This window comes from Arthrobacter globiformis, assembly GCF_030815865.1.
GTDB classification, from domain to species: domain Bacteria; phylum Actinomycetota; class Actinomycetes; order Actinomycetales; family Micrococcaceae; genus Arthrobacter; species Arthrobacter globiformis_B.
On the sequence record NZ_JAUSXI010000001.1, the window covers coordinates 2,030,682 to 2,043,623 of the forward strand.

The following is a 12,942-nucleotide window of genomic DNA, read 5'->3' on the forward strand; positions in this document are numbered from 1 at the left end:
AAGGAGCATATTCCGTGACTGAGCGTATTGTTCTGGCCTACTCAGGTGGCCTGGATACTTCCGTAGCCATCGGCTGGATCGGTGAAGCCACCGGCGCCGAGGTCATCGCCGTGGCCGTCGACGTCGGACAGGGCGGCGAATCGCTGGAGACGATCCGCCAGCGCGCCCTCGGCTGCGGCGCCGTCGAGGCCTACGTGGCGGACGCGTCTGACGAGTTCGCCAACGAATACTGCGTGCCCACGCTGAAGGCCAACGCCCTCTACCAGGGCCACTACCCGCTGGTCTCCGCCATCTCGCGTCCGGTGATCGTCAAGCACCTGGTCAAGGCCGCCCGCGAATTCGGCGCCACCACCGTGGCCCACGGCTGCACCGGCAAGGGCAACGACCAGGTCCGCTTCGAGGTGGGCATCCAGACCCTCGGCCCGGACCTGAAGTGCATCGCGCCCGTCCGCGACCTCGCGCTGACCCGCGACAAGGCCATCGCCTTCGCCGAGGAGAAGGGACTGCCGATCGAGACCACCAAGAAGAACCCGTACTCGATCGACCAGAACGTCTGGGGCCGCGCCGTCGAAACCGGCTACCTCGAGGACATCTGGAACGCGCCCACCAAGGACATCTACGACTACACCGCCACGCCGGAATTCCCGCCGGCACCGGACGAGGTCACCATCTCCTTCGAAGCCGGCGTTCCGGTAGCCATCGACGGCATCAAGGTCACCCCGCTGCAGGCCATCAAGGAACTGAACCGCCGCGCCGGCGCCCAGGGTGTGGGCCGCATCGACGTCGTCGAGGACCGCCTCGTGGGCATCAAGTCCCGCGAAATCTATGAGGCACCGGGCGCCATGGCGCTGATCACCGCGCACAAGCACCTCGAGGACATCACCGTCGAGCGCGAGCAGGCCCGCTTCAAGGCCACCGTCGGCCAGCGCTGGGCCGAACTGGTCTACGACGGCCAGTGGTTCTCCCCGCTGAAGCGCTCCCTGGACGCCTTCATCGATGACACCCAGAAGTACGTCTCCGGCGACATCCGCATGGTGCTGCACGGCGGCCAGGCGATCGTCAACGGACGCCGCTCCGAGACCTCGCTGTACGACTTCGACCTCGCCACCTACGACACCGGCGACACCTTCGACCAGTCCATGGCGCGCGGCTTCATTGAGCTGTGGGGCATGTCCGCCAAGGTTGCCTCCGGCCGCGACATCCGCGTCGCAGGAAAGTAGCCCCTGTGGCTGAGCAGGAAACCACCAAGTCCGAAATGGGCCCACGAGCGCAGGGGTCCCCGGCCGAGCGAAGCGAGGTTGGGGTGCGCTCGGGGACAAACACAGGCGCGCTCTGGGGCGGCCGGTTCGCCGGCGGCCCCGCCGATGCCCTCGCGGCGCTGAGCAAGTCGACGCACTTCGACTGGCGCCTGGCGCGCTATGACATCGCCGGTTCCAAGGCGCACGCCCGCGTGCTCCACAAGGCCGGGCTGCTGGATGCCGCCGAACTCGAAGGCATGCTCGCAGCCCTGGACCAGCTGGATGCGGACGTCGCCTCGGGCGCCTATGTGCCGGCGGAATCCGATGAGGACGTGCACGGTTCGTTGGAGCGCGGCCTGATCGAGCGTGCCGGGACCCAGTTGGGCGGCAAGCTCCGGGCGGGGCGTTCGCGCAACGACCAGGTGGCCACGCTGGGCCGCATGTTCCTGCGTGACCACGCCCGGATCATCGCCCGCGGCGTGCTCGCCACCATCGACGCGCTGGTGGAGCAGGCCAAGGCCCACCCCGGCGTGGCGATGCCGGGGCGCACGCACCTGCAGCACGCGCAGCCCGTCCTGCTCAGCCACCACCTGCTGGCCCACGCCTGGGCGCTGCTGCGCGACGTGCAGCGGCTGCAGGACTGGGACAAGCGAGCCGGCGTTTCGCCGTACGGTTCCGGTGCCCTCGCGGGCTCGTCGCTGGGCCTTGACCCCGAGGCCGTGGCCGCGGACCTGGGCTTCTTCTCCGCCGTCCACAACTCGATCGACGGCACCGCGTCCCGCGATGTCTTTGCCGAGTTTGCCTGGGTGGCCGCGATGATCGGCGTCGACCTGTCCCGGATCTCGGAGGAAGTCATCTTCTGGGCCACCAAGGAGTTCTCTTTCGTCACGCTGGACGATTCCTACTCCACGGGGTCGTCCATCATGCCGCAGAAGAAGAACCCGGATGTGGCCGAACTGGCCCGCGGCAAGGCCGGCCGGCTGATCGGCAACCTCACCGGCCTGCTGGCCACTCTGAAGGGCCTGCCGCTCGCATACAACCGCGATCTGCAAGAGGACAAGGAACCGGTGTTCGACGCCGCCGACACGCTGGAGCTGCTGCTGCCGGCTGTCTCCGGCATGATCGCCACGCTCAAGTTCAATGCGGACCGGATGAAATCGCTGGCTCCGCAGGGCTTCGCGCTGGCCACTGACATCGCCGAGTGGCTGGTCCGCCAGGGCGTGCCCTTCCGCGAGGCGCACGAACTGTCCGGCGCTGCCGTGAAGCAGGCCGAGAGCCGTGGCGTGGAACTGTGGGACCTGACGGACGAGGAGTATGCCGCCATTTCGGAGCACCTCACCCCGGAGGTCCGCAGCGTCCTCAGCACGGAAGGATCGCTCAACAGCCGCAACTCGCAGGGCGGCACGGCACCGGCCGCCGTCGAACGCCAGCTTGCCGCGCTGGAAGGCGAGCTCGCCGGCGTCCGCGAGTACGCGGGATAGGGCACTGCACGCCCGTCTCTGCGCGAGATGGCACTTTGCGGCAATGTTTTTCGAAAACACTGCCGTCAAGTGCCATCTCGCTGGCGTTAACCGGTATTAACCCTCGGTTAGGATGGCGCCATGACCGCGATCACACCTGACACACTGCTCGCCGAACTCCACAAAGCGGCCGACGCCGTTTCCTCCCTGGCAGCGAAACTCACCGAGGCTGACGTCCCGGCTCCCTCGGCCCTTCCGGGCTGGACCCGCGGGCACGTCCTCGCGCACATCGCCGGCATCTCCAACGCGATGGCGCGGCAGCTCGAATACGCTGCGCGCGGCGAAACGGTGGAACTGTACGACGGCGGCTATGACGGCCGCACGAAGGCCATCGAAATGAGCGCCGGGCATGCACTGGACCAGCACCGCGCTGACCTGGACTCAGCGCTGGAGCGGGTGTTGCGCGCCTTCGACTCGCTGGATGCGGATGCCGGTGGGGATGCCGGCAACGCTGCTGCGGGTGGTGCGGCGGGCTGGCGCGCACCCATTTCCTACCGCGGGGGAGTGGTGCTGGACGGCGGCTTCGCGCTCTGGCGCGAGCTCGTGATCCACGCCTCCGACCTCAACACCGGCCGCGGCGCGGAAACGTGGAGCAGGCCGTTCTGCGAGCACCTGTTCGCCTTCTTGGCCGCACGCGTGCCGGAGGAGCAGAAGCTGGTGCTGCAGCCGCTTGGCATGCCTCCGGTGATGATTGGCACCGGCGGCCGCTCCACGGTGATTAGTGGCATGGTTACCGATATCGCCGCCTGGCTCGCCGGACGGGAGCCGTCGCTGGGCAGCCTGCGCGCTTCAGCAGCGGCCGACGGCGTGGACCTGCCGGAGCTGCTGCCGTGGCCTTCCGGGGTTCGGGCGAATTAGCTGTAGGTGCAGTGGCTCAGGGTGCCATAGTTAAACCGGCGGCGAGCCCCTGCTTTTCGCGGGCCAGCAGGCTTTCCTTGATCCGCAGCCCCCAGCGGAAGCCGCCCATCGTGCCGTCCGTGCGGACCACCCGGTGGCACGGTACGAACAGCGCGGCGGCGTTGAAGGCGCAGGCGCTGGCGGCGGCCCGGACTGCCTTGGCGTTGCCGGACAGCTCAGCGTATTCGGTGTAGGTAACCGGCGCCCCCGGGCTGACGGTGCGGAGCACGTCCCACGCGTGGGCGCGGAACGGGCCCGATATCTGCAGGACGGGCACGTTCATGGCAGGAGCCGGATCGCCCGCGTAGAAGGCCTCCACGGCCGCGGAAATCGGCCCGAGATGCTCCACTGCCTCGTAGGCGTCCGGTAGCAGCTGCGGATGGATCTGGCCCGTCAGGTCCTGTGGCTCGGCCGTCCAGCCCGAGGCGAGCACCACGCCGTCGCGGGCGATGATGGTGAACGGCCCGTCCGGCGTCGTCATGGTGAGCAGTTGGGCTTTCATTGCACTGTCACTTTCATTGCACTGTCGCATTCATTTCACACTGTCGCTTTCGTTGTCTGTGCCCTGCGGGCGGCGGGAGTTCGGGACACAGCAGTTTTGGGGGCAGCTGCAGCCGCGCGCCAGAGGTGCATGGTGGCGTACGAGCGCCAGGGGCTGACTTCGCGGAAGTCCGCCGACGGCGCGGCGCCCGGTCCCGGAGTGCGGGTCATTGGGCTGGAGCCGGTTATTGGGCTGGCGCCGGTTATCGCCCGGATGCCGTTGCGTACCGCGGCGTCGTTGGCGAGGTAGATGTCCGGCGCGCCGATGACCCGCATGGCCACGTATCCCACGGTCCACGGCCCGACGCCCGGCTGCGGCAGCAGCTTGGCGGAAAGGCTGGGGAGGTCGTCACCGTAGCCAATGTCCAGCTTGTTTTCGGCCAGCGCCGTGGCAACGGCCAGCAGCGACTCTATCCTGCGCTGCGGGCCGCGCAGCAGTTCCGCACCGGCTTCGGCGATCTGCGCCGGCGACGGGAACAGCCGGGAAAGCCCGTCGCCCGCGGCCGCGCTGGGACTGCCGGCCGCGGCCAGCTGCGTGAGGGCCGTGCGCGCGGCGGCCACCGTGATCTGCTGCCCCACCATCGCCCGGATGAGCAGTTCCTGCGGATCGAGGGCGCCCGGCAGGCGGATCCCCGGCGCCGCCGCCACGGACGCCGAAAGCCGGGGATCGGCTCCGAGCGCGCCGTCAATGGCGACGGGATCGGCGTCGAGGTCAAAAAGCCGACGTACCCTGCTCAGCAGGGCCGGCAGATCCCGGAGGTCCACCGCGCCGATGGTGAGCACCAGCGGCCGCCCGTGCGGCCCGCCGTCGTACTTTACAGTTCCGCCCTCTCCGGTGCCGTTCTCCGCATCGGAGTATTCGACGCCCTTGTATTCCACGCTGAACCGGGCGTCCCCGTGCGGAAGCCGCAGTGTCCGGGCATAGGACGTTGCGGTTCCGATCTCGATCCCCGGGATGGCACGGACGGCGAGGAAGCTGAACACACCGGGGTCGAACGGTTCGCGGTAGGGGAGCGCCAGCGTGAGTGAGGTGCTCGCAGCGGCTGACGGATGGTGCCGGGCGGTGCTGCGCAGCGCGGTCGGCGTCATGTCGAACACCTCGGCCACGGTCTCGTTGAACTGGCGGACGCTGCTGAAGCCCGCGGCAAAGGCGACGTCCGCAAGCTTCATCGTGGTGGAGACCAGCAGCGTGCGTGCGGTCTGGGCCCTGCTGGCCCGGGCCAGGGACAGGGGACCGGCGCCGAGCTCATGGCTGAGAATCCGGTTCAGCTGCCGGGACGAGTAGCCCAAGCGCGAGGCGAGCCCCTCAACGCCGTCGCGGTTGATCACGCCGTCGTTGATCAGCCGCATGGCCCGGCCGGCAATATCGGAACGGAGGTTCCAGGCCGGTGTCCCCGGCACGGCCTCAGGCAGGCAGCGCTTGCAGGCGCGGTAGCCGGCGTCGTGGGCGGCGGCGGAGGTCTCATAAAAGGTGACGTTCTCCGCCTTGGGCGTTCTCGCCGGGCACGACGGCCGGCAGTAAATGCCCGTGGTCCGCACCGCCGTATAGAACTGCCCGTCGAAACGGGTGTCCCGCGCGTCGATGGCGCGGTAGCGCTGCCAGAAGTCCATGACTCCATCCTGCCAGTCCCCAGGGGGGCCTGCTAGCGGAAATCGGACATGGCCGTGGAACGGCTTCCCAGGGCAGCGAGCCCGGACAACAGGCGCTTCGGTAAAGTCGGGGCATGACCACCAGCGGCCCTGTGCGGCAGTTCCTGTCCGGCGATGCCCGCGAAATCGCCCCGCTGCTCCTTGGTGCCGTCCTGACGCACGACGGCGACGAAGGTTCCGTCGCCGTACGGATCACAGAACTCGAGGCCTACATGGGACCCGTCGATTCACTGCACCCTGATCCCGGCTCCCACACCTACCGCGGACCCACCCGCAGGAACGCCCCCATGTTCGGCCCGGCCGGCCACCTCTACGTCTACTTCACGTATGGCATGCACTACTGCGCCAACATCGTCTGCGGCCCGGCGGGCCACGCCTCCGCCGTCCTCTTGCGCGCGGGTGAAATCGTCGAAGGCCGGGAACTGGCCCTCGCGCGCCGGCCGACGTCGAAAGCCGCCAAAGATCTGGCCAGCGGACCCGCGCGACTGGCCACAGCACTCGGGCTGACCACTGAGGACAGCGGGCGGGACGCCCTGAGTTCACCATTTGGCCTGGTGCTGCCGCCCGCACCCGCCGCCCACGTCAGCACGGGGCCGCGGGTCGGCGTCGCCGGTCACGGCGGCACGCACGATTATCCATGGCGCTTCTGGCTCACCGGGGACCCCACCGTGTCCCGCTACAAGGCGGCGAAGGCCCGCACCCCGCGGGCGTAGGCTGGACGGGTGAACCACAGCGAACAAGCCCCTGCCCCCAGGCCCGGCCCCGTGGACGAACTCATTTCGGGACTCTGCGCCACCGTTCCGGACTACCCCAAACCCGGAATCACCTTTAAGGACCTGACGCCCGTCTTCGCCGACGGTCCCGCGTTCCGGGCAGTCGTCGACGCGCTCGTGGAACCGTTCAAGGGGCAGTTCGATGCCGTGGCCGGCGTCGAGGCACGGGGCTTCCTGCTCGCCGCCGCCGCGGCCTACGCCACCGGCACCGGCGCGGTGACAGTGCGTAAGGCCGGGAAGCTGCCGCGCGAGGTGTACTCCGAGGACTACGCCCTGGAATACGGCAACGCCACTCTGGAACTTCACACCACGGACCTGGCCCGCGGCAGCCGGGTGCTGATCCTCGACGACGTCCTCGCCACGGGCGGCACCCTCGGGGCAGCCGCCCGCCTGTTCGAACGCTGCGGGGTCCACGTCTCGGGCGTGGGCGTGGTGATGGAACTCGGCGAGCTGCGCGGCCGCTCCGCCCTGGCCGGGCACCGCGTGCGGTCACTGCTGCGGCTCTGACCAGCGGCCTTGTCGGTGAGCGACAGAGCCGCGCCGTCAGATAACCTGCCAAAAGCTGCTCAACAGCCGCCACTGCGCTGAAAAGGTTATAGAATGGACGGTCTGTCTTTTGCGATAGGGGAACGATGCTCGACGCCGATTTGGCCCACGAACGGGACTATGTAGCCGGTCTGTACACCCGGCTTGATGAACTGCGCGCGGAAAAGCGCGCCCAGCTGGCCCAGGTGCGCCGTGCCGGAGCAATCGGCACCATGCAGAACGTCTCCGAACGCGACGCCTTTGCGGCCCTGTACGAGGACCGCCTCGCCCAGCTCGACGCCGTCGACGACCGCCTCGTGTTCGGCCGGCTGGACCTGGACTCAGGCGAGGCGCAGTACATCGGCCGCATCGGTCTTACCACCGAGGACCTCGTCCGGCTCATGGTCGACTGGCGCGCGCCGGAGGCCGGCCACTTTTACCAGGCCACAGCATTTGACCGCCAGGGAGTGCGCCGGCGCCGGCATCTGATCCTGCAGGGCCGTGAGGTCAAGGCCATCGAGGACGACGTCCTGGATGCCGATATGCTCTCGGACGCCGACTCGCTGCAGGGCGAGGGCGCGCTGCTGGCCGCCCTGAACTCCAAGCGCACGGGCCGCATGTCGGACATCGTGGGCACCATCCAGTCCGAGCAGGACCGGATCATCCGGTCCTCCATCTCCGGCGCCCTTGTGGTCCAGGGCGGGCCGGGCACCGGAAAAACCGCCGTGGCCCTGCACCGCGCAGCGTACTTGCTGTACACCCACCGTGACCGGCTCAAGTCCGCCGGCGTGCTGCTGGTGGGCCCGTCGTCGTCGTTCATGAAATACATCGAACGTGTCCTGCCCTCGCTGGGCGAAACCGGCGTGGTCATGGCCAGCCTCGGCAGGCTGATGCCCGGCATCAACGCGGTGCCGGAGCAGGAGGCGGACATTGCCGCCATCAAGGGCCGGCTAGAGATGGCCGAGGTCATCGCCAATGCCGTGGCCAACCGGCAGCGCATTCCAGCCGAAAACCGGATCCTGGAAGTGGACGGACGCAAGCTGACCCTCACGCCCCGGCAGGTCAGGCGCGCCCGTGAACGCGCACGCTCCACCGGGAAACCGCACAACGAAGCCCGCGTTACTTTCGTCAAGATCCTGCTCCGCGAGCTGACCGAGCAGATGACCGAGCTCGTCGAGGCCGGCAACATCGGCAACAACGCCGACCGCTCCTACCTCGCCGAGGACGTCCGGACAGCACGCGATGTGCGCGTCGCGCTGAACCTGTGCTGGATGCCGATGACGCCCGAGAAGCTCGTGGGCGAACTCCTCAGCAAGCCCGCGCTCCTTGAAGCCTGCACTCCCGGGCTGACCGCCAGGGAACGCGAGCTCCTGCTGCGGGCTCCGGATGCCCCCTGGACCGAGGCCGACGTCCCCCTGCTCGACGAAGCAGCTGAACTGCTCGGTGAACTGGATCCCGCTGCAGGTCGCGGCCTCGCCCAGCAGGAGCAGGACCGGGCCCGCGCCCTGGCCAACGCCCGGCAGACCCTGGTCAACATGGAGTCCGCCGGCGTCGATGTCCTGATGTCCGCCGAGGAACTCGTGGAACAGAACGAGGAACGCGAGGGCCGCCTGACTGCCGCTGAGCGCGCCACCAGCGACCGCACCTGGGCCTTCGGCCACATCGTCGTAGACGAGGCGCAGGAACTGTCGCCCATGCAGTGGCGGCTCCTGGTCCGGCGCTGCCCGCTCAAGTCCTTCACGATCGTGGGGGATATCGCGCAGACCAGTTCCGTGGCCGGCGCGAAGTCCTGGCAGGGAGCCCTCGCACCGATGTTCGGCGACCGCTGGCAGCTGGAGGAGCTCACGGTGAACTACCGGACGCCCTCGCAAATCGCCGAAGCGGCGGCACGCATGGCCAACGCCGCCGGCCTGGTGGTCTCCGCCCCGAAGGCCGTCCGGGAAGGCCGCTGGTCGCCGATCATCGACCGCGTGGAGAAGTCGGGCCTCGTGGACCGGCTGGTGGAGGTCCTTCCCGAGGAGCTCCAAGCGCTCGACGGCGGCCTGCTAGCCGTGATTGCCGATGGCGACCTGCTGCGGGAGGCCACCGCCGCGCTGCGCGCGAAGTATGGCTCCCGGCTCGGTACGGGTGCCGGCAGTTACGAACAGGACGTGGTGGTCATCAGCCCGCGGGAAGCCAAGGGACTTGAGTTCGACGGCGTCGTGGTCCTTGAACCGAGCGCCATGCTGAACCACGAGCACGGCAGGGTCGGCGATCTGTACGTTGCCATGACCCGCCCCACCCAGCGGCTTCGGCTGATCGCGGCCGCGGACGTTCCGGCGGGCATCGAGCGTTAATTTTTCCTGGGCAGGCCGGCCGTTCGCGGCCCGGCCTGCCTCCAGCCCTTCACGAGGGTCCCAGGGCCGCTGATCCTGCTAACTTAGAAGGCGTGTCACAACTAAACGACCTCGAATCCCAGCAGAACGACCCCAGCTTCGCCAACATCTGGCAGGAGCTCAGATGGCGCGGCCTTGTCCACGTATCCACCGACGAGGTGGAACTGGAGAAGCTCCTCGCCGGGGAACCGGTCACTTATTACTGCGGATTCGATCCCACGGCGCCGAGCCTTCACCTGGGAAACCTGGTCCAGCTCCTTCTCATGAGGCGGCTTCAGCTGGCCGGCCACAAGCCGCTGGGGCTCGTGGGAGGCTCCACCGGGCTGATCGGCGATCCGCGTCCGACGGCGGAACGTACCCTGAACACCAAGGACACCGTTTCCGAGTGGGTCGGCTACCTGCAGGCCCAGGTCCGCCGTTTCCTCAGCTTCGAGGGCGCCAACGCCGCACGGATGGTCAACAACCTCGACTGGACCGCGCCGCTGAGCGCAATCGACTTCCTCCGCGAGGTCGGCAAGCACTTCCGCGTGGGAACGATGCTGCGCAAGGACGCCGTGGCTTCACGCCTCAACTCCGAAGAAGGCATCAGCTACACCGAGTTCAGCTACCAGATCCTGCAGGGCATGGATTACCTCCAGCTCCACCGTGACTACGGCTGCATGCTGCAGACCGGCGGATCCGACCAGTGGGGCAACCTCACCAGCGGTACCGAACTGATCCGCAAGGTTGAGGGCAAGACGGTTCATGCTCTGGGCACTCCGCTCATCACCAACGCCGACGGCACCAAGTTCGGCAAGAGCGAGGGTAACGCCATCTGGCTGGACTCTGCCATGGTCAGCCCGTACACCTTTTACCAGTTCTGGCTGAACACCGCCGATGCGGATGTTGTGGACCGGCTGAAGGTGTTTACTTTCCTGACCCGGGCCGAGATTGAGGAAGTGGCGGTGTCTGTCGCCGAGCGCCCGTTCGCCCGTGAAGGCCAGCGGAAGCTCGCCTTCGAAGTGACGGCGCTGGTCCACGGAGCCGAAGCCACAGAAAAGGTCATTGCTGCCTCCGCCGCCGTGTTCGGAAACGGCGATCTGTCGCTGCTCGACGAGCAGACGCTGGCCGCAGCGACGGCCGAACTGCCGTCAGCTTCCGTGGACGGAGCGGGCCTGGGCATCATCGATCTGCTGGTTGCCTCGGGGCTGTCGGACAGCAAGTCCGCGGCGCGCCGGGTCGTGGGCGAGGGCGGCGCCTACGTCAACAACGCGAAGGTCACGGACCCGGACGCGGTGATCTCCCCGTCCCAGCTCCTGCACGGCAAGTACCTGCTGCTCCGCCGCGGCAAGAAGAACCTGGCCACGGTACAGGTGACCGGCGCCTAGCACCGGAAGCGACCAATTGCACGCTCCTCCGCAGTCGATTTGCTCGGCCGCGGGGGAGCGTGTAATGTCTTCTGAGTCGCCGCCGCTGAGCGGTGACAACCCCCTTCACTGAGAAGCAATTCTTCAACTTCAAGGCATGATTGAAGAAAAGCTTCCATTAGTGCTGGGCGAATTCGTTCCATGGAGTAAATATCGGGTGAATAACCCGGATTTGCAAAGTGAAAATGAATGAAATAAGCTAGAAACATCGCAGCGAAGAAATGCGAAACATGAATTCCTTAGAACTAATTCGGAATTGTTTCGAGAAGTATTCGAATGTGTCTGTTGTTTGAGAACTCAATAGTGTGCCAAGTTTGTTGATACCGATTTTTTATTAAATTGGTTGAATTTGCCGGGCCTGCCACCTCCGTGGTGTGGTCTGGTGTTTTTAGCTGGTTTCAAATTTTGTGCAGCCTGGTTCCGCGTTATTTCCGTGGTGCCTGGTTGTGTCTGTTTTACTTCAACGGAGAGTTTGATCCTGGCTCAGGATGAACGCTGGCGGCGTGCTTAACACATGCAAGTCGAACGATGATCCGGTGCTTGCACCGGGGATTAGTGGCGAACGGGTGAGTAACACGTGAGTAACCTGCCCTTGACTCTGGGATAAGCCTGGGAAACTGGGTCTAATACCGGATATGACTCCTCATCGCATGGTGGGGGGTGGAAAGCTTTTGCGGTTTTGGATGGACTCGCGGCCTATCAGCTTGTTGGTGAGGTAATGGCTCACCAAGGCGACGACGGGTAGCCGGCCTGAGAGGGTGACCGGCCACACTGGGACTGAGACACGGCCCAGACTCCTACGGGAGGCAGCAGTGGGGAATATTGCACAATGGGCGAAAGCCTGATGCAGCGACGCCGCGTGAGGGATGACGGCCTTCGGGTTGTAAACCTCTTTCAGTAGGGAAGAAGCGAAAGTGACGGTACCTGCAGAAGAAGCGCCGGCTAACTACGTGCCAGCAGCCGCGGTAATACGTAGGGCGCAAGCGTTATCCGGAATTATTGGGCGTAAAGAGCTCGTAGGCGGTTTGTCGCGTCTGCCGTGAAAGTCCGGGGCTCAACTCCGGATCTGCGGTGGGTACGGGCAGACTAGAGTGATGTAGGGGAGACTGGAATTCCTGGTGTAGCGGTGAAATGCGCAGATATCAGGAGGAACACCGATGGCGAAGGCAGGTCTCTGGGCATTAACTGACGCTGAGGAGCGAAAGCATGGGGAGCGAACAGGATTAGATACCCTGGTAGTCCATGCCGTAAACGTTGGGCACTAGGTGTGGGGGACATTCCACGTTTTCCGCGCCGTAGCTAACGCATTAAGTGCCCCGCCTGGGGAGTACGGCCGCAAGGCTAAAACTCAAAGGAATTGACGGGGGCCCGCACAAGCGGCGGAGCATGCGGATTAATTCGATGCAACGCGAAGAACCTTACCAAGGCTTGACATGGACCGGATCGCCGCAGAAATGTGGTTTCTCCTTTGGGGCCGGTTCACAGGTGGTGCATGGTTGTCGTCAGCTCGTGTCGTGAGATGTTGGGTTAAGTCCCGCAACGAGCGCAACCCTCGTTCCATGTTGCCAGCACGTAGTGGTGGGGACTCATGGGAGACTGCCGGGGTCAACTCGGAGGAAGGTGGGGACGACGTCAAATCATCATGCCCCTTATGTCTTGGGCTTCACGCATGCTACAATGGCCGGTACAAAGGGTTGCGATACTGTGAGGTGGAGCTAATCCCAAAAAGCCGGTCTCAGTTCGGATTGGGGTCTGCAACTCGACCCCATGAAGTCGGAGTCGCTAGTAATCGCAGATCAGCAACGCTGCGGTGAATACGTTCCCGGGCCTTGTACACACCGCCCGTCAAGTCACGAAAGTTGGTAACACCCGAAGCCGGTGGCCTAACCCCTTGTGGGAGGGAGCCGTCGAAGGTGGGACTGGCGATTGGGACTAAGTCGTAACAAGGTAGCCGTACCGGAAGGTGCGGCTGGATCACCTCCTTTCTAAGGAGCACCTACAGGCCCATGCTTTTTCCG

Annotated in this window: 9 protein-coding genes and 1 rRNA gene; 8 read left to right on the forward strand and 2 right to left on the reverse strand. The window is 66.0% G+C overall.

Annotation, left to right across the window (positions count from 1 at the left end):
• The first annotated feature begins 14 nt into the window (after positions 1-14).
• The 3 genes from QFZ33_RS09280 (at position 15) to QFZ33_RS09290 (ending at position 3,616) form a co-directional block, all read left to right on the forward strand.
• Positions 15-1,220: an argininosuccinate synthase gene (locus tag QFZ33_RS09280; RefSeq protein WP_307026810.1), complete on the forward strand. Its 1,206-nt coding sequence runs from the start codon at positions 15-17 to the stop codon at positions 1,218-1,220.
• Positions 1,221-1,255: 35 nt separating this feature from the next.
• A complete protein-coding gene (gene argH, locus QFZ33_RS09285) occupies positions 1,256-2,719 on the forward strand; it encodes an argininosuccinate lyase (protein WP_307031744.1) in 1,464 nt (487 codons plus the stop codon).
• Positions 2,720-2,839: 120 nt separating this feature from the next.
• Positions 2,840-3,616 carry a maleylpyruvate isomerase family mycothiol-dependent enzyme gene (locus QFZ33_RS09290; protein WP_307026812.1) on the forward strand — a complete coding sequence of 259 codons (777 nt, stop codon included), beginning with the start codon at positions 2,840-2,842 and terminating at the stop codon, positions 3,614-3,616.
• 16 nt (positions 3,617-3,632) lie between these two features.
• Here QFZ33_RS09290 and QFZ33_RS09295 read toward each other — a convergent pair whose 3' ends face one another.
• Entirely contained in the window at positions 3,633-4,157 is a 525-nt protein-coding gene (locus QFZ33_RS09295; RefSeq protein ID WP_307026814.1) for a methylated-DNA--[protein]-cysteine S-methyltransferase, read from the reverse strand.
• Positions 4,158-4,192: 35 nt separating this feature from the next.
• Positions 4,193-5,806, reverse strand: coding sequence for a DNA-3-methyladenine glycosylase 2 family protein (locus QFZ33_RS09300; RefSeq protein WP_307026816.1), 1,614 nt, complete (start codon positions 5,804-5,806; stop codon positions 4,193-4,195).
• A 113-nt stretch (positions 5,807-5,919) separates the two neighbouring features.
• Here QFZ33_RS09300 and QFZ33_RS09305 point away from each other — a divergent pair, with 113 nt between their 5' ends.
• From QFZ33_RS09305 to QFZ33_RS09325, 5 genes are all read left to right on the forward strand, one after another.
• Complete coding sequence (locus QFZ33_RS09305; RefSeq protein WP_307026818.1) at positions 5,920-6,558, forward strand: DNA-3-methyladenine glycosylase; 639 nt, start codon at positions 5,920-5,922, stop codon at positions 6,556-6,558.
• A gap of 9 nt (positions 6,559-6,567) precedes the next feature.
• Entirely contained in the window at positions 6,568-7,125 is a 558-nt protein-coding gene (locus tag QFZ33_RS09310) for an adenine phosphoribosyltransferase (protein WP_307026820.1), read from the forward strand.
• Positions 7,126-7,250: 125 nt separating this feature from the next.
• Positions 7,251-9,479, forward strand: coding sequence for a HelD family protein (locus QFZ33_RS09315; RefSeq protein ID WP_307026822.1), 2,229 nt, complete (start codon positions 7,251-7,253; stop codon positions 9,477-9,479).
• 92 nt (positions 9,480-9,571) lie between these two features.
• Complete coding sequence (tyrS, locus tag QFZ33_RS09320) at positions 9,572-10,885, forward strand: tyrosine--tRNA ligase (RefSeq protein ID WP_307026824.1); 1,314 nt, start codon at positions 9,572-9,574, stop codon at positions 10,883-10,885.
• A gap of 499 nt (positions 10,886-11,384) precedes the next feature.
• Positions 11,385-12,909, forward strand: a 16S ribosomal RNA gene (locus QFZ33_RS09325).
• The last annotated feature ends 33 nt before the right edge of the window (positions 12,910-12,942 follow it).

Coding starts and splice junctions, on each gene's coding strand:
- argH (WP_307031744.1), top strand. CDS start 1,256: ATGGGCCCACGAGCGCAGGGGTCCCCGGCCGAGCGAAGCGAGGTTGGG.
- QFZ33_RS09290 (WP_307026812.1), top strand. CDS start 2,840: ATGACCGCGATCACACCTGACACACTGCTCGCCGAACTCCACAAAGCG.
- QFZ33_RS09295 (WP_307026814.1), bottom strand. CDS start 4,157: ATGAAAGCCCAACTGCTCACCATGACGACGCCGGACGGGCCGTTCACC.
- QFZ33_RS09300 (WP_307026816.1), bottom strand. CDS start 5,806: ATGGACTTCTGGCAGCGCTACCGCGCCATCGACGCGCGGGACACCCGT.
- QFZ33_RS09305 (WP_307026818.1), top strand. CDS start 5,920: ATGACCACCAGCGGCCCTGTGCGGCAGTTCCTGTCCGGCGATGCCCGC.
- QFZ33_RS09315 (WP_307026822.1), top strand. CDS start 7,251: ATGCTCGACGCCGATTTGGCCCACGAACGGGACTATGTAGCCGGTCTG.